The sequence below is a fragment of the Dyella choica genome (genome assembly GCF_003977665.1).
GTDB classification, from domain to species: Bacteria; Pseudomonadota; Gammaproteobacteria; order Xanthomonadales; family Rhodanobacteraceae; genus Dyella_B; species Dyella_B choica.
In genome coordinates, this window is record NZ_RYYV01000005.1 from 119,086 (window position 1) to 142,626 (window position 23,541).

Consider the following 23,541-nt stretch of genomic DNA (forward strand, 5'->3'; position numbering starts at 1 on the left):
CTTGTCCGAGTTCCGGTTACACAGCGCTTTCACGTTTAACATACAAAGATTGTGGGATGGCCCGATCGGTCAGGCCACATCGAGGAAACGAGAAGCATCACTTCTGACGGCAAGGGTAGGGCGCATGGAGAAGGGATCGTGGCGTATCGAAGGGTTGAAGCAGATTGCTGTCGCGCTCGGATTCGTGCTTGCCTATGAGGCGGCACATCCACTCTCTCCTCCGCAATTCGGCCTGGGCTCAGCGCTGAGATTGTTGTGGTTGCTGTTTTTACCCTATCGCTACTGGCCCGCATTGCTCGTCGGCGAGTTCGTACCCAATTTCCTGGCCGTCTATCCGTGCCTGGATCAATTCGGTGCGTTGTGGGTAGTGTTTCGAGCTAATCCGCCGCTCGCCTTCATGATGCCGATCGTGTGGTTCTGCCGTGCACGCCTGGCGCTCTTTCCAAGCAGGCGTTTGATTAACGTCAAGACGCTTCTAATTTGCGTCATAGCATGTTCGCTTGTGTTGACTGTGTACGGCAGTGTGGCGATGGTGTTGGCGCACATGCAACCTGATACTTTGCCACTTACGCCCGTAGTTGCTGTTTGTTATTTCATAGGCATTTACTTCGCCATGCTTGCCATCGTGCCATGGCCATTGATCGCGCGATTTGAGCTGCGTGCGGGCCGGTGGCATGACAAGTTCCTGCGTGCGCTGCGTAGTCGCCTGTTGCTTGAAGGTGTAGCGGTTCTACTTCCAGTAACGGTGTTGCTAGCCTTTTCAAGTTACCGCTCAAGTACCAGCTATGCGCAGTATATGTTGATGGCAATGTTCCTACCGGTCACGTGGCTTAGCCTGCGGCATGGTTGGCGAGGAGCTGCCTTGGGAAGCACTTTCACTCTTGTGTGTGCAGCCTGCGTATTGCCCAGCGAGATGCTCCAGGCGAACGTGCTGGTCGTCCAGACTGAGGTGTTCCTCGCTCTTACAATCACCGCTCTGTTTGTCGTGGGAGCGCGCATCACGGAGCAGGTGCAGCTAGGACGGTATGGGAACGATGACCGGTTACTGGCGAGGCAGAGTTACCAACAAGGCGAACAACGCCTTCGACAGACCGCTCACGCGCTGGACATCACTGCCGGGCGGCTTCATCTCTCGATCAGTCGTCTATTGCGGCAGATGCATCGTTTTCATCCCCACATCGAGAACGAAATCTACTATCAGCAGGCTATGGCTGCGCACCTGGAGGTGCAGCAGCTAGCCGAAAGCTTGCACCCAGCCGCGTGGCGAGAGCGTGGCTTGCCGGCTGCGCTGCAGGAGTCGATTGGGCGTGTCCTCGATGAGGCGGGTATCAGCTACCGTTGCGAAATCACGGGTCGGGGGTTTACACGCATGCACCCCGCATTGCTCGCTGCTGCTTATCGCGTTGCCTGCGAGGCTGTGGTGCATGTCAGTGGACGCCTAGCATGTTCCAGTGTCCGCCTTACGTTGCGCGGAGGTGAAACCCATCGCATGCGCTGGCTGGTGTTGCGCGTGGAGGGGGCGATGGACGATGCAAAAGTGGCACGCGCCATTCATAACGTGGTAGATCGCAGAAGCCTGGCCACCAAGCTCGGGGCTAGTGGTATGGACCGCCATCGGTTGCGGGAACAGGTACGTATATTTGACGGTGAGTTGCACTATTGCTGCAGGCCAGAGCGTGTGCGTTTGACCGTGCTGTTGCACGACGCACGGAAGGCGAGCACTGATGATGCAGCCTCCATGCGTCTATGGGTACATTGAGCTAAGGGGTTTGCGACGTGAAACCAGGGCCACTGCAGCCAGTTTGTGGGCAAAATTGAACTAAGAACGCTGTGGCGCCGTTGCTCTGCGTGGATGCCGTTACCGTTGTACTCGCATCACGGTAGACCACTTGTGCCGCCGATGGCGCGGGCGCCGTCGTTTCCGTGACATTCTGCGCATCCACGCCCATTGGCACGACGAACGTGACCCCGTCGACCAAGCCGATGACTGCATGGATAGTGCCGTTGCGGGTGAACTGCAGATATTTGATGCCGTGCAGGCGGAACTCATAAACGTCCCAGTCCGGGCTCCTGCTTACGTTGCGGGCATGTTCCGGCCAAGGCTGCCCCAGCTCTGGCTTGGTGTCGGTGGCAGGCGCATCTGTCTGCGCGTTGGCGATAGACGCCACGGCAAAAGCGATCAGGCTGGTTGATATGGCTTTCCCAATGAGCTTGCGCTGTGTGCGGGCCATGGTTTTTCCCTGGGTGATGGTAGCTGCCCTACCGGAAGCCCGAATGTATCAAATCAAGCATGTAAACCTGCATGAAGGTCTCACTGCAAGTCGCATCCATCGACCCGTCTGGGAAAGCCGTTCGGATGGGCATGTCAATCGCAAGCTTCTTCAAGGGCGTAGGCTGAGATGAAATCCCGGCCTACGCCGGCAGCAGGCATCAATCGATGCCCAGCTTCTTCAACTTGTAGCGCAATGCCCGGAACGTAATGCCCAGCTTCCGCGCCGCCGCGGTCTTGTTGTAGCGCGACTCTTCGAGCGCCTTCATGATCGCGCTGCGTTCGAGGTTGCTGATGTAGTCGTCCAGCGGCAGTTCGCTGGAAGGCGTTTGGACAGCTGGCGTGGCAGAGGGAGAATGCGCTGCTGCGTAGGCAGGTTGCGCGTGATGGGCGCTGTGCGCGGAAACTGCTGCTTCCGCGCCCTGGCGCGTGGGCCGCTGCGGCAGCATCAGATCGCTGGGCTCGATGCGGTCGCCATCGCACATGGCTACGGAGCGTTCGAGGATGTTCTCCAGTTCGCGTACGTTGCCGGGGAAGTCGTAGTCCTCCAGCGCCTGACGCGCTTCCGGCAGCAGGCGTACAGGGGTGCCTCCGCCGCTCTTCGCGGCCAGCTGGCGCAGCACGAAGTCGGCCAGCAACGGCACGTCGCCGCGGCGCTCGCGCAGGGGCGGAACGCGCAGTTCGATCACGTTGATGCGATAGAACAGGTCCTGGCGGAACTGGCCTTGCTCCACCAACGCGGCAAGGTTCTTGTGCGTGGCGGAAAGAATGCGCACGTCCACCGCGATTTCTTCCCGCGCGCCGATTGGGCGCACGGCTTTCTCCTGGATCGCGCGCAGCAGCTTCACCTGCATGTGCAAGGGTAGCTCGGCCACTTCGTCGAGAAACAACGTGCCGCCGTGCGCGGCCTGGAACAAGCCTTCCTTGTCGGCGACGGCGCCGGTGAAGCTGCCCTTGCGGTGGCCGAAGAACTCGCTTTCCATCAGCTCCGAAGGAATCGCGCCGCAGTTGACCGGCACGAACGGCCCGCTGGCGCGCGGACCTTGTTCGTGAATCAGCCGCGCCACCAGTTCCTTGCCCACGCCCGATTCGCCGGCGATGTAGACGGGGGCCTGGTTGCGGGCCAGCTTGGTGATGGTGTTGCGTACCTGCTGCATGGCGGACGAGTCGCCGATCAGCCGTTCGCTCGAACTGGACGCGGCCGGACTGGCGCCGCCGCCGGTGCGTTTTTCTTCCGCCAGCTTCAATGCGGTGCGCACCAGCCGGCGCAGCATCTGGATGTCCACCGGCTTGGATACGAAGTCGAAGGCGCCGGCCTTCAGCGCCGTGACGGCGGCATCCACGTTGCCGTAGGCGGTGATCATCGCCACCGGGGTTTCGTCATGCTCGGCCGCAATCAGTTCGATGATTTCCTGGCCGCTGCCGTCCGGCAGGCGCATGTCAGTGAAACACAGGTCGTAGCTACGCTCGGACAGCGCCTGACGCGCCTCCGCGACCGTACCGACGGCATCGACCTTCAGGTCCATGCGGCCGAGCGTGATCGTCAGCAGCTCGCGAATGTCGCGTTCGTCGTCGATGACCAGGACGGTCTGTTGGCTCATGTTCCGGGGGCGAAGGCTGGGTTTCCATTCAGGATACTCGCCGCACCCGCATTCGCAAAGCGCGGCGTGTTCGTATCCATCAATGGCTGAGGTGCGCGAGGAAGAACCTTACCATCACGCGGTAGGCGTCCTGGGATTCGGGCAGCTCCGGATCCGAGAAGAACGAGTGCCACATGCCTTCCCATACGTGAAGTTCAGTTTTCGCCCCCGCCTTGTCGAGCAATTGCTGGCTGGCCAGCACTGAACTCATCGCCATTTCGCGGGTGCCGGTAATCAGCAGCGTGGGGGGGAACCTGGCCAGCGGGACCGGTGACAAGCCTGGCTGCACTAGCGGATCGCGAGGGTTGGCACCGCGGAAATAGGGCAGGTCGGTAAGCATCAGGCGATGCGCCGGCACGCCCTGGCCGTTCAGCAACGGACCCATCAGGGACGAGTCGCCATCGATATCCAGGGCCGAAGCGCAGAACGTGCCGATCGCCGCGGGCACCGGCACTTTGTCGGTGATCAGCCGGGCCACCGATTCGGCGGTAAGGACGCCGCCGGCGGAGCAGCCATAAATGCCGATCTGCCTGGGTTTGTATTGCTTGAGCAACGCGCGATAGACCGCCTCGACGTCCTCGCTGGCGGCAGGGAAGGTATGCTCGGGGCCTTGCCGGTAGTCGACGGTGATCACCTTGATGCGGCCGATGCCCGCCACTGGAATGGCCTCTACCAGGCCGCCGCTGTGGGCGCCCCACAGGAACGCGCGCCGTGCAGATTGACCAGCACCCGGTGCTCGTTCTCCTTGGAGACGCCTTGTGCAGGCATCACCACGTCCGTGCCCACGCCGGCGATCGTTTCGCTGTGGATCTTCACGGCAAACATCTTCTCCAAGCGTGCGGCGCGGTTGCTGTTCAAGCGGTCATAAAAAGCGCGGCTAGGCTCGATCGGTCCCTCGATCGACGGCGGCGCCGGACCGTTCATCAGCTTTGGAAAGAAGGCGCGCGCCTCCGGCGACGCGAAGGCCGAGTAGGGGATGCTGAAGGCGGGAGAGGTGACGCTGCCGTCAGACTTGACGCTAGGTGAAGCGCCTTGCGCGGAAGCTGCCGCGCCAAGCAGAGTGGCCGCTGCAAGCCATAATTGGCGCGATACGCCCATAATCTCCTCCGATAAGCGTGGCGAAGGTTGGAAACGGACTCCAACCTCGTGATGAACGCGTGCGGGAAATTACGGCACGGCAGCCTTGGTCTTCGTGCCGGTCAAGATATCTTTCATCATGAGGTACACCCCGTTGGTCCAGCCAAAGCCGATCACGTTGGTGGTGTAGCCAGTACTGACCTTCACATCCGCGTTGCCACTGGCCATGTTGTATTTCTCGCGGATGGTGCCGTCGGCCGCCAGGCTGCGGTCGATGGTGGCGCTGAACTTGGCGGCGATGCGGTGCGCGTCGTCATGGAAGCCGTAGGCATCCAGGCCAGCCACGGCGAGCCAGTTGGTCGGCGCCCAGCCGAAGGGCGCATTCCATTGCGCGCCGCTGGGCCGTTGGTCCATCGCCAGGCCGCCGGGCAATTCGAAGGTGGAAAGCTTGCCGCGAACGGCGGCGCCCTGCTGCGGCGAGGCCGCGCCGGCCCACAGCGGGTAGAAGGTGGTGAGATAAGGCGCATCGGACGGCTTGCCCGCAATGAAGTCGTAATCGCGATACATGCCGAACTCCGGGCGCCACAGGTATTTGTCGATCGCTTGCTTGCGCTCGGCGGCAGCTTGTGCCCAGCGCTTCGCGTCATCGGCCTTGCCGAGCTGCTGCGCAAAATCGTGCAGGTCCATCTCATAGCGATAGAGCAGGCTGTTCAAGCTCACGTCGGCGTAGTGATGGGTGGAGCCTCCGAACGGACCGTAGTGGAAATTGGTATCGAAGCCGGATTCGCGCATCGCCCGATCACCGTGGTAGTAGTCGGCTGTCAGGCGATAGCCGCCCAGCCAATTGCCGGCGCAGACCTTGGAGGCGAGCACGTCGCAGCTTTCGGTTTTCAGGCGTTCGGCCTCGGCGGCATCCGGATGCCGGCTAGCCTTGATCAGATAGCCCGGGTTATCGGTGGGGTGCGCAATCAGCCACTTGATCACGCCGTTGTAGAATTCGCTGTCCTGGGCTTCCAGTACCGGCCCGCTGCCGAAGTCGTAGTAGCGAGCCAGGCCGGTGTTGCCGGCCAGATGCTCCGGCCGTGTCCAGATGTCATGATTGCGCACCGCCAACGGATAGGCTTTTTCCAGCCACGCGCGTTTCTCGCCGGTACCGGGGAAGCTGGCTGGATCATTGAGCACCGACACCATCATTTGGGTCAGGAACGGCGGTTGCGAACGACTGAGGTAATAGCTGCGGTTCGCGTTCAATACGCCGCCGTAGTACTGCACCTCGAACAGCGCGTTGTCGACCATATTGCGGGCCAGTTCGTTGCGATGGTCGGCCACCAGGCCCAGCAGGATGAAGTAGCTGTCCCAACCGTACATCTCGTTGAAGAAGCCGCCAGGTACCACGTAGGGATGCGGTAGATAGAGCAGGCCCTGCACGGGCAGCTTGGTCGCGTCGATGTCACCTAGCTGCTCGATACTGCGCGGCAGGGTGTGCACGTCGATATTGCAGCGCCTCTGGGCTTGCAAAAGATCTTGTGGTGCGGTGAATTTCGCCGGGACGTAGAGTACCGGACGGGCTCTTATCTTCGGATCGAGCAGCGATTTGCACTCGTCCTGGGAGCGCGTAAGCGTGCCCCAGGCTTTGTCGATGTAGGCGCGAGTCTTGGCCGGGTCGGGCTGGGCGGCGGAGGCGGTCGCGACCAGCGCCGAGGACAGCAGCAGCGCGAAAATTCCGCACTTGATGAAGTTGCGGCGGTAGGAGTTTTTCATGTGTATTCCCTATCCAATACGATCGACGTGGGGGGTAATCCAGCCCGCCAGGAGCCTTTCCGAGTCTCATGGTCATTCCGGCGAAGGCCGGAATCCAGTCTCAATATGCGTCCGAAGGACACAACACCTCTTAGGTTGAGTGCTTCGCACCACGTATTTAAACTGGATTCCGGCCTTCGCCGGAATGACGGTACTGCAAGATCGAGGTTCGTTGGCATAGGCGGGCGCCGTTATAAAGCCTTGCGCACCAATGTGGCTTTCCCTTGTACGTCCCGCTTCACCGTTATGTCGTACTGCTTGCCCTGAAAACTCACGCGCTTGAGCGTCAGCGAATTCCAGTCCGGCGGCAGGGTTGGCGAGTAGGCGGCATCCAAGCCCTTGTCATCGATGCGCAGCCCGGTGAGTCCGTAGATCATGCTTTGCAGGAAGCCCGCCGAGGTGGCGAGGATGTAGCCTGCGTTGTTTGCCACGGTTTCGGTGCGCACGTTGAACGGCGGCTTCAGGAAGCCGACCCGATTGCGCTCGATCCAGTCACCCGCGGATCTTGCATCGCCAAGCTCGGAAGCGCCAACGGCAAGCATCACCATCATCATCTCGTTCGGATCGTCGCCGTGTACCTTCAGTTCGTGCAGTTGGAACTCGAAATCATGGCGGCGCACGGTCTGCGACATCGGCAAATCGAGGTTCGGGTACATCAGCCAGGCCAGCGACGAGCCCATCCAGGTGATCTTGTCATGCGGGACGGATGCGTCGAAATCCAGATGACGCTGTTCCTGGTCGAGGAACGGGATGTACATCTTGGCGGCGATCGTCGACCACTCGGGATCGGCCGGCTCGTCGACTTTTTTTGCCGCTTCGATGGCGATCTGCAGTGCTTTGCGCGCGGCGGCGTTGGTGAAGGAATCATTGGGTACGTCGTCGTACGCTTCGTCGGGCGAAGTGACGTGCATGATTTCGTAGCGATCCGCTGCCTTGTTGTAAGTGACGCGGCTGGCCCAGAATTGGGCGACCTCACGGATCACGGGCCAGCCGTATTGCTTTAGCCAGGCGTCATCGCCGCTGGCGAGGTAGTACTGCCATTGCGCGATCGAGATATCGGCATTGACATGGATCTCGCGGTACACGCCATAAGCGAAGTGCGGGGTGTTGTCCACGCCGGTCTGCGGATCGGATTCCCATGGATACATCGTGCCCTTCGCGCCGTACCGGATAGCCCGTTCGCGCGCGGGCTGCATGGTGCGGTGGCGAAACATCACGATCGGCTTGGCGCGCTCGGGGTGCAGCAACAGCAGCGCAGGAAAGACCCAGGAGTCGCTGTCCCAGAAGGCGTGGCCGGCGTAGTTCGGCGTCAATGCGCAGGCGCCCATCGGCCAGGCGGTGCCGACGGTGCTGTTGGAGAGCAGGTAATACAGATCGGAGTGCACGGCTTTCTGTACGGCCGGGTTGCCGTCTATCACGATGTCCGACTTCCACAATTCATGCCACGCTGCCTGGTGTCTGGCGAGCAGGCTGTCGAAGCCGGTCTTGCGAGCTTGGCTTGCGAGCGCGACGTCGGCCTTGGCATCGCCGCCCCAGTCCTGGCGCGAGGCGGCAAGATACTTGGTGAAGGTATAGGTCATGCCTTGCTTGACCTTGGCCGTGATGTGCAGGGAGAGCAGCTCGGAAGTCTGGTCGAGCTTCACGCTCTGGATGGCCAGCGATTCCGGCAGTTCGATCGCCGCCGCCTCGGCCATGTTCAAGCCTTGCTTGGCGCGGCCGTCGAGCCACAACGTCATTTGCTTGGTGTCGCCATCGCTAGACAGAACGGCTGTATAGCCGGGATACCACACGGCGGCACGATCGGGTGTCGGCACCGGCTTGTTGTCGAGATTCTGGCCGCTCGCGATCACGCCGGCGATCATCTGGTCGCCGCTCATGCTGCCGATCGGAAAGCGCGGCTGATGCTCGGTCCACAGGCGGATCGGAAAGCTGAGTTCCACGTTGCCGTCGAAATGCGGCGTGATGGTGAACCGCGTGGCGGCCAGATGCGTATCGGCCTGGCTGACGAAGGTGGTGACCTTCACGTCGGTGGACTTGTTCGCATACTCGAAGCGATAGCCCGTCGTGAGCGTGCCGTCGTACATGTCGAGCGTTTGCGCGTAGCCCGCGAAGATTTTCTTGTCCAGGCGCGTGGCATTGATCCAGCCACCGCCCGGGTTGTAGTCGATCTCGCTCCAGCCCGGAATGGCTGCAGGCCGCGAAATGTCCCGCTGGTCGTAGTCCATGAACGCGACCATGTACGCGCGGGCGGGCTCGGTGCCGCGTGGCGAGGTCATGGTCGAGAAATAGCCGTTGGCCAGGTAGCCGGGGAAGTAGTTGCCGAAGTTGTCGGAGGACGCCGTAAGCACAAAGCTCGGGTCTGTGGCCGCGTAGGATGTGGAAGCGCCCGCGATGGCGGCGAGGAGCAGACCGGACAGGCGCAGGTGGCGAAAACTCATGGAAACTCCAGCGGTAGTTCTTGATGCCCCCTGACGGAAAGCGCTATTTGACGGCCAGGGTGATGCTTGCCGCGGCGCTGCCGGCGCGATCGGTTTCGCGCTTGAAGAAAAACAGTGTGACCAGGATCAGCAGCATCGGCACCAGCGAGAAGTAGAACGCATGGATGCCGTCGAAACGCGAAAACACGATCGCCGTGATGCGCGAGCCCAGCGTGCCGCCGAGGGCCGAGAAGATTACGATGAGGCCGGTCATCGCCGCGTGGGATGGCTTGGGCAGCGAGCTGAGCGCCACCGAGTTGATTACCGGGTAGATCGGCGCCATCAGTACGCCGATCAAGGGAATCAGGTAGGCCGCGATCGGTGCGTTCAGCCAGCCCACGTCGGCACGCGCTACCACGCCATGGGCCAGGGGCAGGGTGAGGGTAACCAGTAAACCCATCCCCAGCACGCAAATGTTCAATAGCGCATACCATTGCATGCGCCGCAGCAGTTGGCCGGCGACGATGCGGCCCACTGCCGAAGCGCCGGCGAGGATGGTCGCAACCTGGATGCTCATCGCATTGGGCAGCTTCAGGATCTCGTTGTTGAAGGTCGGCAGCCAGGTACTGAAGCTCTGCTCGATCAGCACATACAGAAACGCGGAAGCGAGGAACACGTAAACTAGCGGACGCAGGAACAGATGAAGCATTTCCGCCAGCGACCCGCGCATGCTCTTGGTTTCTTCGGTGCGTGCGGCCGACTCGTCCAGCCGCGACGTGGCCAGCAGAGTGATCACCAGCACGCAGAGCAGCGCCAGTATCCAGTAGACATTCAACCAGGATGGATTGGCCGGCCTGTCGCGATCGACGAAAGCGCTGAACAGCCAGCCGGCGAGCAGCACGCCGATCATGAACAGCCCTTCGATGGTATTGGTGAGCCGGCCATGCTCGTTGCGGTTGTCGGTCAGCAGGCCGATGGACGAATACACTGCCACCTTGGTCAACGCGAACGACACGCCCACGCAGGTGAACAACAGCTCGGTGGTGCGGAAGCCGGGATACAGCGGCATCAGCACACAGGCGCCGGCAACGATGCCGAGTGCGATCATCATCGCGCGCCGATAGCCAAGTAGAGGAAGGAACGATGCGACCAGGAAGGACGTGACGGCGATCGGCAGGTCCTTGAACAGTTCCAGCAAGCTCGCCTGCGGCTTGTCGACGCCGAAGGTAGAGATCGATTGCAGAATGACCGTGCCTACGCTGTTGAGCAGGATCGCGAACACCATATAGATCAGGGCGAGTGCGGCAATCATGCGGAATCGGTTCATGGCGACCTGCCTGGTGATCCATTGCATGGCGAAATAAAACCCCCTCACCGGCCGTAGTCACCGCAGCAGCGCAAGGTCCTTTGGACTAGCCGCGACGGCGACAGACAGTCGAACTCTACAACGTGTCATGGAAGGAAAGTCCATGGCCGGAGAGTAACGCCCGGCCATGGGTGCCCAAGGGAGGGGAGGGCGGCTAACCACCAAAACCCCCTCCCCGCAGGGAGGAGGGGGGACGCGTATCAGAAGTTGTATTTGATCTGACCCTGTATCTCGCGGCCTTCGATCGAGCGGGCCAGGATCACGCCGCCGGAGCTGGCAAAGCCGAACAGGCGGGCATTGCCTTCGGTGATGCCGATCTGATTGGTCAGGTTGGTTCCCTGCACGCTATACACCCAGTGCTGGCCCACGTTCGCCTGCACGCCGAAGCCCAGGTCGTAGTAGTTGCCCAGTGGCTGCTGCTGGATCAGGTCGCCGTAGCGGTCGCCCACGTATTCATAAGTGAGCCAGGCTTTGACGCTGCCCCAACTGGTCGGCAAGGTGTACGAGGGCGTCAGGCGGAACTGGAACTTCGGCTGGCGTTGCAACTGCATGCCGTTGATGCTGGTGCAGGCGTTGGCGCCGCTCTGCGTCTGATAAGAAAGGCAGCCAACGTAACGGTAGTAGTGGCCGTCCATCCAGTCGCCGGAGAAGGTGATCGCGGCATGTTCGATCGGCTTGACGGTGGTGGTGAAGTTCACGCCCTTGGTCTGCGAACCGTATACATAGGTCTGCTGTCCGGTATCGGTCGTGATGGTGTACGGCACGTTGTAGAACAGACGGCGGTAGGCGCTCACGTCGGCGTAAATCCAGTCGGCCTGGTACTTGAAGCCGACTTCGTAGTTCTTCACCTTCTGCACCGGCGTATTGGGCAGGCCGCGCAGATCGTCGAAACCGGGGAAGTGCACGCCAAGGTTCGCGCGGATGTAGGCGCTCATGTTCGGGTTGAACTCGTAGTTGGCGCCCAGTGTCCAGGACCTTTGCGTCTTCAGGTAATGGATGTACGACTCGCCGGGGACGAAGTATTGCGAGTTGTTGTTGTAGAGCGTGTACTGATTGTTATCCAGATCGCCCTTCGCCGTATTCTGCAGGCCGCCACTGGACTGCTGGCGCTCCACGCGGATGCCGCCGTCGATCAGCCAGTTGCCCACCTTCCAGGTATCGGTGGCGAAGAACGCGGTGTTGAAGCCGTTCCAGCGCTCACGCAGGCCGAAGGTGGAAACGGCGCTGACGAAGCCTTGCGGATCGGTGAGATTCCAGGTGTTGGCGCCATTGCTCAGCGACACCACGACCGGGCTTGGATTGTTGATGGCCTGCAGCAGCATGTTGTTGCCCAGGTACCAGATGTCGTGGTCGTTATAGACCGCGCTGTAGTTGCCCAGCGTCAGCGTATTGCCTTCGAACAGCTCCTTGCTCACGTGAAATTCGTTGCTGATGGCATTGATCCGCTTGTGCACGTACCACAGGCCTTGCACCGTGACATTCTGGTTCATGTCCGCCGCCTGGCCGTTGGTCAGGGTGGCGGTGGCGGTGAGGCCGGCCGGCAGGCCATCGGTGGTTTCCTGCTGGGCAATGTAGTTGGCCAGCGTCGTGGGGTTGGCGCCGGTGCTGAAGAATGAAATGGTGTTCATCTGGCCGGCGGTGAAGCCCAGCTTGTCGGAGATGGTCCAGCCGTTGCCGAAATCCCAGTCGAAATTGGCGCCGAACAGGTGGATATCCGCACCACGGCCCTTGGCCAGATTCACGTCTTGGCCGCCCGGCGTGCAGCCGGGGGTGGAGCAGGGTACGGTTTCGATGAATTCACGCTGGTCGGCCTTGCTGCCAAACGTACCGGTAAGCGCATCGAAGCCCGGATAGTTGGAAAAGTTGCCCTTGCTCGCATTGAGCAGCGGCATGTCGGTGACGAACTGGTTGTGGTCCTTCAGCCAGCGCGCATAGAACATCAGCGAGCCGCTGTCCCAATCGCGCGTAAGCGTGGCGGTGAGCTGACCACCGTTGTCGGCCGGGAACTGCGGATTGCGCACGCCGTCCGAACGGCGCCAGAAACCGCCGATGCTGGCATACCAGTTGTTGGCGAGCTTGCCGCCCAGATAGCCGTCGAGGCGATACAGGCCTTCCGATCCGAAGGTTACGCCGATATCGCCGGAGGGCACGTCCGTGCCTTCGCGCAAGATGAAGTTGGCGGTCACGCCGGGCTGGCCGTTGCCGTACAGCACGGACGGGCCGCCCTGCACAATCTCGGCGCGGTCAATGGTGTCATCCAGGCGGAACATGGACGAGTTTTCCATGAACGACAGCGTAGCTTGGGGAAACAGCGGTGTGCCGTTGAGCTGGTAGGTGGCATACGGTGCATCGCCACCGCCCGGGAAACCGGCGACCTCGATGTTGGCACCGGTCTGGCCGCCGGAGGATTCCGGGTACACGCCGGGCGAATTCTTCAGCAGGTCCGCTGCGCTCTTGGGGTTGGCTTCTCTTATCTGTTGTGCGGTCATCGAGGTGATCGAATAGCTGGCGTCGATCTTCTTGATGCCCGCGGTTGACGCCGTGCCGGTCACCACCACTTCCTGCAGGGTTTGCGCATTCTTGGCATTGGCGGCCTGCTGAGCGCCGGGGCTGGCCTTGGCCGCGGTGGTCGTCGTGGGTGTCGCCGTCGAACTTTGCGCCTGGCCGTTGTCCTGCGCCAAGGCGGCGCCTGATATGAGCGTGGCGGTAATGGCTGCCGATAACGCTACCCGTGTGAATGGCTTGGTCTTCATCAAACGTTCTCCCCAACAGTTTGTTTGTGATTCGGCGCGGCGTGACCGCGTCTGTTAGCCGCTTATGCCGTAAACAACCTGATGTCGAACGCGGCAACGTTCGGCACCAGCAGGTCCGCCTCGGCCAATGCCTGTGCCTGGCCCACACCCACAGCTTTCATTCCCGCTGCATGAATGCCGGCGATTCCTGCCGCGGCGTCCTCCACGCCGAGGCATTCGCTCGGCTCCAAGCCGAGGCCGCGCGCAGCGGCCAGGAAAATCTCGGGATCGGGCTTGGCGCGACCGATGTGGTTGGCGTCCACCACGTAGTCGAACAAGTCGGCGATGCCAAGCCTTTCCAGCAAAAGCGGTGCGTTGCGGCTGGCGGAAGCCAGCGCGGTCTTCAAGCCTGCGCGGCGCACCGATTCGATCGTGTGGCGCGCGCCGGGGAACAGGTGCTGAGGGCCGAAGGTCTCGATCTGCTGCCGGTAGTAGTCGTTCTTGCGCGAGGCGAGCGCTTCCTTCTCTTCCTCGGAATATGCGCGCGCTGTGCGCTCCAGCAGGATGTCGAGCGAACCGCGGCGATCGACGCCCTTGATCCGTTCGCCCACCGAGTCGTCGAACGCCACGCCGATCTCCGACGCGAGCCGCTTCCAGGCGGCGTGGTGAACGACTGCGGTATCGGCGATCACGCCGTCGAGATCGAAGATGACGCCCTTGAGCACAGATTGTGCCGGTGCATGCAGGGGAAGGCTGACGGTATGGCCAGCGTTTAGCCGCACCGTCTTGCCGCAGTGGGAGATTTCCAACTGTGCGCCTTCGGTGAGTGCGTATTCCACCCGGTCCTTGTTCACCGTGACGCGAACATGCTGATCGCGCCAGCGCACGCCGAAACGATAGCCGCCCCACGACGCAGGCAGCGTAGGTGCGAAGGCCAGGCGGCCGTCGGCGATGCGCATGCCGCCGAAGCCCCAGACCAGCGCCAGCCAGCTGCCGGCCATCGCCGCCATGTGCACGCCGTGCGAGGTGTTGCCGTGCAGGTTGTCCAGATCGACGCGCAGCGTGTCGAGGAAATAGCTGTATGCCTTTTCCGCGTAACCCACTTCGGCGGCGACCACGCTGAATGTGGAAGCCGATAGCGTGGAGTCGTGCACGGTGACGCCTTCGTAGTAATCGAAGTTGCGCCGTTTGGACGCCTTGTCGATGGCGTTGCCGGCGAGCACGAAGGCTTGCAGCACGTCGGCCTGCTTGCACACCTGGTGGCGATAGATCGTCAGCGGATGCAACTGCAGCAGCAATGGCCGGTGACCATGTTCGCTCTGACGCGCGATCGGCAAGCGCGGCTTGTCGAGGAAGTCGTCGTCCTGCGGAAAGATGCCCAGTTCAGCATCCACTGGCAGATACATCGCATCGGCGGCGCTCAGCCACGCGGCGATTTCCTGGTCCGACAGGTCCAGCTGCATGGCTATGCGGGCGTAGTCATGCGGACGTTCGCGTTCCAGTTGCGAAGCGATCGAAGCGGCGTAGCGTAGATGCTGCTGCGCCATGTGATTGGTGTAGTAATTGTTGTCGACCAGGGCGGTGTATTCGTCCGGACCGGTTACCTGGCAGATGCAGAACGCGTTGCCGCGGCGAGGGTTGTAGCTGCCCACGTGTTGCCACAGGCGCGCGGTCTCGAACAGCATCTCGGCGCCGCCGTGCACCAGGAAATCGATATCGCCGGTGGCTTCCATATAAAGGCGGATCGCGAAGGCGATCGCCGCATTGATGTGGTATTGCGCCGAACCGGAGGGGAAATAGGCCGAGCATTCATCGCCGCTGATCGTGCGCCACGCGTACAGTGCGCCGGCTGGATGGTTCATCTCGCGCGCGTGATTGCGTGCGCGGTCGAGCGTGCGAACTCGGTATTGGAGCATGCTGCGGGCGCGCGAGGGCGACGTGCACGCGAGCACGGGCAGGATGAAGGCTTCCGCATCCCAGAAATAATGCCCTTCGTAACCTTCGCCGGTGAGGCCCTTGGCCGCGGCGCTGCCACTGCCATCCTGCGGCGTGGACTGCATCAAATGGAACAGGTTGAAGCGTAGCGCCTGCTCGACCGCCGGATCGCCATGGATTTCCAGGTCCGCGTCTTGCCAGAAGGCAGCATAGGCCCGTGCCTGGTCCGAGCGATGGGTGTCGAAATCCACGCTCAGCGCGCGTTCGAGCGTCGTGGCGACGCTATCGAGCAGGGACGCTTCGCTGTCGCCTCCTTCGGGGCGGCTCCAGGCATAGGCCACAAATTTTTCCAGCACTACGCTGTCGCCTGGACGCAAGTCCGCCACGTAGTGTTGCTGCACGCTGCCATCGTCTTCGATGATCGTGCGGGCGAAGGCAAGGCGGGTTTGCATCACGCGATGGCGCTGGCCGCAGGCGAGGCGGATATGACTGTTCTGGGTGCGCTGGCAGATCGAGGCCAGCGTTGGGTCGGCATCGGAAGCCGTAATGCTCAGGCCGCCCTTCATGCGTGTACCGATACGCGGATCGTCGCCCTGTTCGGCGGCGTTGACGCTGGCTACAAGGGCCGATTCCAGTGTGATCGGGCCGCTGTAATCCACGGATGTAACGCGGTAGTGGATGCACAGCAGGTTTGGCGTGTCGAGGGGAACTATGCGCTCGGCCTGGATCTCAAGGGTGGCGCCGCCAGGGGAGCGCCAGCGCAGTGTTCGTTCCAGGCGGCCGGCGCGCAGGTCCAGTGCTTGTTCGAACGCCAGCCATTCGCCTTTGCGCAGATGCACCGGCGCATCGCCCAGGCGTAAGCCGATGCGCACGCCATCCGGCACCGGGATGCGCGTATCGGTGCTGCGGGCAAAGCCGGGAAAGCGTTCGTGGTATTCGATCGGCGTGCGCTCCCAGACGCCGGTCAGGAAGCTGCCCTGCGTAGGGCTGTGGTCTTCTTCCAGGCCGCCGCGGACGCCCAGTGTGCCGTTGGCCAAGGCGAACAGGCTTTCCAGCTTGGCCCGTTCGAGTCCCAAGGGGCGCTGCGCATGGACTACCCGCCATGGAGAGGCCTGGTCCGCCGGTTCCACGGCTATCGCTTGCGCATCGTGGCTCTGCACGCATTCTCCCCTAGGCATCTTCGGATGGGTCTTGGCAGCGGCCGCCCCGGCCGTGATGGGCGAGGATAGGATCGAATGATATCGATATCAAGATATCGATATCATTGTTGCGTTGCACCGTGAAGCAACCGCCGGCGTGACGGAAATGGGGCCGGTGCGGGTCCGCATTGGAGGAACCAACAGTCCTCGGGCACACTTGCCGAGCCGTACCGATCACTGCACCGATGCACTCATCAGGGGATCACCGCTTGACGCAGGCCAAGAAAAAACAACCCCTTGCGCAACGCCCTAGTCTCACCATGGCCGATCTGGCCGAGCTGGCGGGGGTGTCCAAGATCACCGTGTCACGGGCCTTGAGCGAGAGCCCCCTGGTCAATGCCCAGACCCGTGAACGGGTCCAGGCCTTGGCGCGCAAGCATGGCTACAAGTTGAACGTCAGCGCCCGCAATTTGCGCCTGCGCCGCAGCCAAACGGTGGCAGTGATCGTGGAAATGAAGCCATCCTCCGAGCGCACCATGTGGGATCCCTATCCTTTGTCGTTGCTCGGCGGCATTTCTCAGGAGCTCACCTCGGCCGGCTACAGCGTGCTGCTCACCACCCGGCAGGGCGCATCCCACGCCGCTGTGCAAGCCGCGGATGGCCTGATTCTGCTGGGCCAGGGCGTGCGCCAGGATGCGGTGCGCCTGTATGGCAAGCTGGGTTTGCCGATGGTGGTGTGGGGAGCGGCTGGCGAGGGTGGGGACAACCATACGGTCGTTGGCAGCGACAATCGCCAAGGTGGCGTCATCGCGGCCGAACGCTTTCTTTCCATCGGCCGGCGGCATCCAGTGTTCATCGGCAACCCCGATCACCCCGAGATGGCGCAACGCCTGTTCGGCTTCGTCGACGAACTGGCCCGGCATGGCATCAAGCCGCTGCTGTTGCGCAGGGACGATTTCACGCTGGAGTCGGGCGTCGACGCGGTGCGCTCGCTGGCGGCGCGCAAGGTACGCTTCGATGCTATCTTCGCCTGCAGCGACTTGCTGGCGATGGGGGCGATCCGCGCCCTGGTCGAACTTGGGCAATCCGTGCCGAATGATGTATCCGTGATCGGCTACGACGATACCCCGCTGGGTGCGAGCTTCCTGCCGCCCTTGAGCAGCGTGCGCCAGAACTGGCAGGAAGGTGGCGTGCTGCTTGCACGCAAGGTGCTGGCGATGATTCACGGGCAGCCGGTGCAGTCGCAGATGATGGCGACCACCTTGGTGGTGCGCTCGACGTAGGCTTATGTTGCTAAACCCAGCATCGCCATGCATGCCACCGCGCGATGCTGGGATTGTCATCCCAGCCTGCGGGTCAAGCCGCCGGCTCGATCCGCACCGGCGGTGTCAGCACCAGTCTGAAACAGCTGCCGCCGCCGGCTACTCGTACATATTCCAGCGCCGCCTGGTTCGCCTCCGCCATCTGTCGCGCCAGATAAAGCCCCAGCCCGGTGCCGTACTCGTGCGTGGTGTAGAACGGCTCGAAGATCTGGGCCGCCACTTTCGGCGCGATGCCGGGGCCGCGGTCGATCACTTCCAGGATCGGTACACCGTGTTCGCCGTGCCGCACCACCACCAGTACCCGGGCCGGCTCGCCGGGCATGCGGCCGTAGCGCAAGGCGTTCTGTACCAGGTTCCATACCACTTGATGCAACTGTTGCGAGTCGGCTACCGCGATCACCGGCTGCGCGCTGTTGTCGATCACGCGCAGCGAATCGTTGCCGAGGTCGTTGCCCTGCTTGTATTCGTCGACGAAGCCGTGCGCCCAGTCACCGAGGTTCAGCGATTCGGGGCGCGAGCGTTCGCGTCGCGACAGCTGCAGAATGTTCTCGATGATGTCGTTTAGGCGGCTGCAGTGGTTGTTGATGATCTCCACCATACGCAGATCCGTGGAGCTGATCTCGTTGGATTCGGCCAGCAATTGCGCAGAGTAGCGGATGGCGGCGAGCGGATTGCGGATTTCGTGCGCAATCGATGCCGAAAGCCGCCCCAGCGAGCCGAGCGTGAGTTCTTCCGCGCGACGCGACACCAAGGAGGTGTCGTCCAGGAAGATCAGCACCAGCGAATCGTCGTTTGGTGCCAGGCGGCTGAAGCGGGGTACCACCTCCGGCACGCCATCGGCCAGCTGCGTGGCGGTTTCGTCCAGCTTGCCCGAGGTGATCCAGTGGTACAGGCGCCGCGACAGTTCCGGCGCCACGCGGCCCAGGTCGCGCTGGTCAGAAGAAGGGTTGCCCAGCAGCATCCAGGCCGATTCGTTGATCTGGTGGATGCGATTGGCATCGTCCACCAGCATCACCCCGGTTTTCATGCGGCGGATGATCAGTTCGTTGACCTGGGCCAGGTTGACCAGGTCGATGCTGCGCTGCTCGGCCAGCGCTTCGCTGGCGCGCAATTGCCGGCCGAGCACGTTGCAAAGCACCACGATCGCGAAATAGGCCATGCCGAACAGGCCTGATTCCAGGAAGTCGCGGTCGTCGCCTGGCGTGGGGCCGGGATGCGGCAGGGAAAACAGGGTGCGGCCGAGCACCCCCAGCGTGGCCAGCGCGGCAAGGAACAAGGCCATTCGCAACGGCAGCAGCAGTGCGCCAGCGGCAAGGTTCACCGCGAGCATCATGGCGATGCCGATGCGCGCGTCATTCATCGCGATGATCGCCAGCACCGCCGCGACGATGTCCACCAGCAGCGTGCCCAGGACGCCCAGCCAGCCCAGCGCCTTGGTCAGATGGGTGATCGAGACGACCGCCAGGGCGAACAGCAGGTAGCCGGCGGCCACCAGGCGGGCCAGGTCGCCGTTGTTCAGGTGGGGCCAGCCCGAACTGCTGGGGGTGAAGGCGAGCCCGACATAGACCAGGGCCTGGGCGAGCCGGAAATAATTCAGAAACAGCAGTTCGTGGCGGGTGGTCGTACTGTTGGGCGTATCGGCGATCGCGCGGCTGGACACGGGTTCGAACACTCGCGAAGAGTAGTGGCTGCGACTACCCCTCTCCACTCCGGGAGAGGGCCGGCTTGGGGGCAATTTTTCCGATAGAACAACATCGAAGCAAGCTTCGATGCAGCACTTTCGCAAGAGCGGCCCCTCACCCCCAATCCTCGCCCCAAACGGGGAGCGGAAGCAAACGCCGTTGGCCGCCCCTTTCCATCCCACCCCGCTTCCGCGAAAATAGCAGGCCGTATTGCGCGGTTTTCCCCATGTCGAGGCATGGTCACGGCGCACTGCACGCCGGTAGTGCGTATCACCGCCGTCCGTTCTCCCAAGTCTGTGCCGTGGCTACCGCGCAGGCTCGATCCCTCCCCATTCACTCGAGGTAGCGAATGAATTTCCACGAGTACCAGGCCAAAGAGCTGTTCGCGCAGTACGGTATCGCCGTGCCGCCGGGCAAAGTCGCAAGTTCCCCCGACGCCGCCGTCGACGCCGCCAAGCACCTGGGCGGTTCGCAGTGGATGGTCAAGGCCCAGATCCACGCAGGTGGCCGCGGCAAGGCCGGCGGCGTCAAGTTCTGCAAGAGCCTGGACGACGTCCACGCCGCCGCGAAGGGCATGCTGGGCAAGAACATGGAAACCTATCAGTCCGCCGGCCGTGCACTGCCGGTGAACCTGGTGCTGGTGACCGACGCCACCAACATCGCCAAGGAATTGTATCTGTCGATCCTGGTCGACCGTGACAGCAAGGCCGTTACGTTCATCGCGTCCAAGCACGGCGGCGTGGACATCGAGCAGGTGGCGCGCGAAACGCCCGAAGACATCCACACCGTGGTGGTGGATTTTGTCGAGGGCCTGCAGCCGTACCAGTGCCGTCAGCTTGGCTTTGCGATGGATCTCAATCCCAAGCAGGTCACGCAGCTCACCAAGATCATGCTGGGCCTGTACAAGCTGTTCAACGAGAAGGACCTCTCGCTGGTCGAGCTCAACCCGCTCGCCATCCTCGAAGACGGCAACCTTGCCGCCCTCGACGGCAAGGTGAACTCCGACGACAACGCCGAGTTCCGTCACCCGGACCTGGCCAAGATGCGCGACCTCACCCAGGAAGACGCCGCCGAAGCGGCCGCCGTGCAGCACAACCTCAACTACGTGACCATGGACGGCAACATCGGCTGCATGGTCAACGGCGCCGGTCTGGCCATGGCCACCATGGACGTGATCAAGCTGGCGGGCGGCGAGCCGGCCAACTTCCTCGACGTCGGCGGCGGCGCCACCAAGGAGCGCGTGACCGAGGCGTTCAAGCTGATCCTCTCCTCCGACAAGGTGAAGGCCATCCTGGTCAACATCTTCGGCGGCATCGTGCGCTGCGACCTGATCGCCGAAGGCATCATCGCCGCGGTGAAGGAAGTGGGCCTGAAGATTCCGGTGGTGGTGCGCTTGCAGGGCACCAATGTGGAGAAAGGCCGCGAACTGCTGGCCAATTCCGGCCTGGCGATCACGCCGGCCGATGATCTCAACGACGCGGCGAAGAAAGCCGTGGCTGCCGCGAAGTGAGGAGCGATTAAACCATGAGCGTTTTGGTCAACAAGAACACCAAGGTGATCGTGCAAGGCTTCACCGGCCAGCAGGGCACCTTCCACGCCGAACAGGCGATCGACTACGGCACCAAGGTGGTCGGTGGCGTGACCCCGGGCAAGGGCGGCACCGAACACATCGGCTTGCCGGTCTTCAACAGCGTGGCCGAAGCGGTGGATGAAACCGGTGCCGACGCGTCCGTCATCTTCGTGCCGCCGCCGTTCGCCGCGGATTCCATCCTCGAAGCCATCGACGCCGGCGTGCGCGTGATCGTGACGATCACCGAAGGCATTCCGGTGCTCGACATGCTGCGCGTCAAGAACGTGCTGGCGCAGCATCCGGAAACCGTGCTGATCGGGCCGAACTGCCCCGGCATCATCACGCCGGACGAATGCAAGATCGGCATCATGCCGGGTCACATCCATAAGGCAGGCAAGGTCGGCATCGTGTCGCGTTCCGGCACGCTCACCTATGAAGCCGTGTTCCAGACCACCAACGAAGGCCTGGGCCAGTCCACCTGCATCGGCATCGGCGGCGACCCGATCAACGGCTTGAACTTCATCGACTGCCTGAAGCTGTTCCAGGACGACCCGCAGACCGAAGGCATCATCATGGTCGGTGAGATCGGCGGCAGCGCCGAGGAAGAAGCGGCGGAATTCATCGGCGAATACGTCAAAAAGCCGGTGGTGTCCTTCATCGCTGGCGCCTCGGCTCCGGCCGGTAAGCGCATGGGCCATGCCGGCGCCATCATCTCCGGCGGTAAGGGCACGGCTGCGGCCAAGTTCGCCGCACTGGAGAAGGCGGGCGTAACCACGGTGAAGTCGCCGGCGGATCTCGGCAAGACGCTGGCGGGTTTGCTGAAGAAGTAATCGGCGGTGTTGCATTGATCGCCAAAAAAAGGCCGCGGCAACGCGGCCTTTTTTTCATGCATGCTCTTGTTCCGCAGCTCATCCATTACCATGTAGCGCCAGTCGAACCTGGATAAGCAACACATGGCCGTTCTTCGTCTGGCGCTGGCCCAATACGATTTCCCCGTCGGCGCCGTCGCCGCCAATACCGCCAAGGTCCGCGAGATGATGCTGCGCGCCCGCGAAGGGGGGGCATCGCTGGCGGTGTTTCCCGAACTGACGATCAGTGGCTATCCGCCCGAGGATCTGCTGCTGCGCCCGAGCTTTCTCGCTGCGTGCCAGGATGCCATTCAGGAGCTTGCCGCAGGGACCAACGGGCTGGCCGCGATCGTGGGGTTTCCGCATAGCCTGGGCGAGGTATACAACGCCGCGGCGCTGCTGCGCGGTGGCGAGATAGCGCAGATCACGCACAAGCAGATTCTGCCCAACTATGGCGTGTTCGACGACAAGCGTTATTTCCGTCCCGGCCGCACCAGCGCGGTAACGATGATCGATGGCGTGCGCGTGGGGTATATCGTTTGCGAGGACGTCTGGCAGGCCGAACCGGCGGCCGCTGCCGCGGCGGCGGGGGCGGAGCTGATCGTGGTGATCAACGCCTCCCCTTGGGACGATGTCAAGCAGGCTGCACGCGAAGAAGTGCTGGTCGCGCGCGCGAAGGAAACCGGCTGCGCTCTGGTCTATCTCAACCTGATCGGCGGGCAGGACGAGGTCGTCTACGACGGCGGTACGGTGCTGGTGAACGGCGATGGCAGCGTTGCCGCGCGGGCGCCGTCATTCGTCGATGCGCTGCTGTGGGCGGAATTCGATGCTTCCAGCCGCACTCTGCGTGCCCTTGATTGGCCCGCCATCGAGGACACGTCGCGTGAAGCCACACTTTATGCCGCGCTGGTGCGCGGCATTCGCGACTACATCGACAAGAATGGCTTCAGCGGCATACTGCTGGGTCTTTCCGGCGGCATCGACTCGGCGCTCACCTTGGCGCTGGCGGTGGACGCGCTAGGTGCGGACCGCGTAACGGCGGTCATGATGCCGATGCGCTACACCTCGCAACTCTCGCTCGAAGGGGCACGGGGACAGGCGGAGCGGCTGGGCGTGGACTATCACGTGATCAGCGTCGAGCCGGTGTATGAGGCCTTCATGGCCCAGCTGACGCCCGTGTTCGCAGGCAAGAAGGCGGATGTTACGGAAGAAAACCTGCAATCGCGCACCCGCGGCGTGATGCTCATGGCGCTTTCCAACAAGCACAGCCGCCTGCTGCTGGCCACCGGCAACAAGAGCGAGATGGCGGTGGGCTACGCCACGCTGTATGGCGACATGTGCGGAGCATATGCACCGCTCAAGGATGTCTACAAGACCGAGGTCTACCGCCTGTCGCGCTGGCGCAACCTGGCCGAGCAGCGCAAGCACGGGGCGGATGCGTGGATCATTCCGCCGGCGGTGATCGAACGTCCGCCTTCGGCCGAACTGCGCGACAACCAGACCGACCAGGATTCCCTGCCGCCGTATGACGAGCTTGACGCGATCCTCGCCCGCTTCATCGAAGAGGAGCAGTCGCAAGCGGAGATCATTGCCGCGGGTTTCGACGAAAACACCGTACATCGCGTGGTGCGGCTGGTGCTGGTGAACGAATTCAAGCGGCGCCAATCGGCGCCGGGTCCGCGCGCCACGACGCGTGCGTTCGGACGCGAGCGGCGTTACCCCATTACCTCGGGCTGGAAATGAC

The 23,541-nt window shown here is 62.5% G+C and carries 15 protein-coding genes; 5 read left to right on the top strand and 10 right to left on the bottom strand.

What is annotated here, in order from left to right; translation table 11 throughout:
* The first annotated feature begins 124 nt into the window (after positions 1–124).
* Entirely contained in the window at positions 125–1,759 is a 1,635-nt protein-coding gene (locus EKH80_RS08220; RefSeq protein ID WP_126684257.1) for an MASE1 domain-containing protein, read from the top strand.
* Between the two features lies 1 nt (position 1,760).
* Here EKH80_RS08220 and EKH80_RS08225 read toward each other — a convergent pair whose 3' ends face one another.
* The 9 genes from EKH80_RS08225 to pgmB all read right to left on the bottom strand — a co-directional run bounded on the left by EKH80_RS08225 (position 1,761) and on the right by pgmB (position 16,396).
* Positions 1,761–2,231: a hypothetical protein gene (locus tag EKH80_RS08225; protein WP_126684258.1), complete on the bottom strand. Its 471-nt coding sequence runs from the start codon at positions 2,229–2,231 to the stop codon at positions 1,761–1,763.
* A gap of 199 nt (positions 2,232–2,430) precedes the next feature.
* Positions 2,431–3,870 (bottom strand): sigma-54-dependent transcriptional regulator, encoded by a 1,440-nt coding sequence (locus tag EKH80_RS08230; RefSeq protein WP_126684259.1) that lies wholly within the window; start codon positions 3,868–3,870, stop codon positions 2,431–2,433.
* Positions 3,871–3,949: 79 nt separating this feature from the next.
* The gene (locus tag EKH80_RS24100) at positions 3,950–4,567 is read right to left on the bottom strand and encodes an alpha/beta hydrolase fold domain-containing protein (RefSeq protein WP_230473499.1); all 618 of its coding nucleotides are present in this window, start codon (positions 4,565–4,567) and stop codon (positions 3,950–3,952) included.
* An 11-nt stretch (positions 4,568–4,578) separates the two neighbouring features.
* Positions 4,579–5,007, bottom strand: coding sequence for a hypothetical protein (locus tag EKH80_RS24105; RefSeq protein ID WP_230473500.1), 429 nt, complete (start codon positions 5,005–5,007; stop codon positions 4,579–4,581).
* A 69-nt stretch (positions 5,008–5,076) separates the two neighbouring features.
* Positions 5,077–6,747: a trehalase family glycosidase gene (locus EKH80_RS08240; protein ID WP_126684260.1), complete on the bottom strand. Its 1,671-nt coding sequence runs from the start codon at positions 6,745–6,747 to the stop codon at positions 5,077–5,079.
* A 230-nt stretch (positions 6,748–6,977) separates the two neighbouring features.
* A complete protein-coding gene (locus EKH80_RS08245; protein ID WP_126684261.1) occupies positions 6,978–9,224 on the bottom strand; it encodes a glycosyl hydrolase family 95 catalytic domain-containing protein in 2,247 nt (748 codons plus the stop codon).
* A gap of 43 nt (positions 9,225–9,267) precedes the next feature.
* Positions 9,268–10,530, bottom strand: coding sequence for an MFS transporter (locus tag EKH80_RS08250; protein ID WP_230473501.1), 1,263 nt, complete (start codon positions 10,528–10,530; stop codon positions 9,268–9,270).
* A 239-nt stretch (positions 10,531–10,769) separates the two neighbouring features.
* The gene (locus EKH80_RS08255) at positions 10,770–13,322 is read right to left on the bottom strand and encodes a TonB-dependent receptor (protein ID WP_126684262.1); all 2,553 of its coding nucleotides are present in this window, start codon (positions 13,320–13,322) and stop codon (positions 10,770–10,772) included.
* A gap of 62 nt (positions 13,323–13,384) precedes the next feature.
* On the bottom strand, positions 13,385–16,396 hold the full coding sequence (pgmB, locus tag EKH80_RS08260) for a beta-phosphoglucomutase (RefSeq protein ID WP_230473502.1): 3,012 nt from the start codon (positions 16,394–16,396) through the stop codon (positions 13,385–13,387).
* Between the two features lie 299 nt (positions 16,397–16,695).
* On the opposite strand from pgmB, the gene EKH80_RS08265 reads away from it, so the two are divergent.
* Positions 16,696–17,658 carry a LacI family DNA-binding transcriptional regulator gene (locus EKH80_RS08265; protein WP_126684447.1) on the top strand — a complete coding sequence of 321 codons (963 nt, stop codon included), beginning with the start codon at positions 16,696–16,698 and terminating at the stop codon, positions 17,656–17,658.
* Positions 17,659–17,731: 73 nt separating this feature from the next.
* Here EKH80_RS08265 and EKH80_RS08270 read toward each other — a convergent pair whose 3' ends face one another.
* The gene (locus EKH80_RS08270; RefSeq protein ID WP_126684264.1) at positions 17,732–19,357 is read right to left on the bottom strand and encodes a sensor histidine kinase; all 1,626 of its coding nucleotides are present in this window, start codon (positions 19,355–19,357) and stop codon (positions 17,732–17,734) included.
* A 371-nt stretch (positions 19,358–19,728) separates the two neighbouring features.
* Between EKH80_RS08270 and sucC the strand changes: the two genes are divergently transcribed.
* From sucC to EKH80_RS08285, 3 genes are all read left to right on the top strand, one after another.
* A complete protein-coding gene (gene sucC / locus EKH80_RS08275; RefSeq protein WP_126684265.1) occupies positions 19,729–20,889 on the top strand; it encodes an ADP-forming succinate--CoA ligase subunit beta in 1,161 nt (386 codons plus the stop codon).
* Positions 20,890–20,903: 14 nt separating this feature from the next.
* Positions 20,904–21,779 (top strand): succinate--CoA ligase subunit alpha, encoded by an 876-nt coding sequence (sucD, locus tag EKH80_RS08280; protein ID WP_126684266.1) that lies wholly within the window; start codon positions 20,904–20,906, stop codon positions 21,777–21,779.
* A 123-nt stretch (positions 21,780–21,902) separates the two neighbouring features.
* Entirely contained in the window at positions 21,903–23,540 is a 1,638-nt protein-coding gene (locus EKH80_RS08285) for an NAD+ synthase (protein ID WP_126684267.1), read from the top strand.
* The last annotated feature ends 1 nt before the right edge of the window (position 23,541 follow it).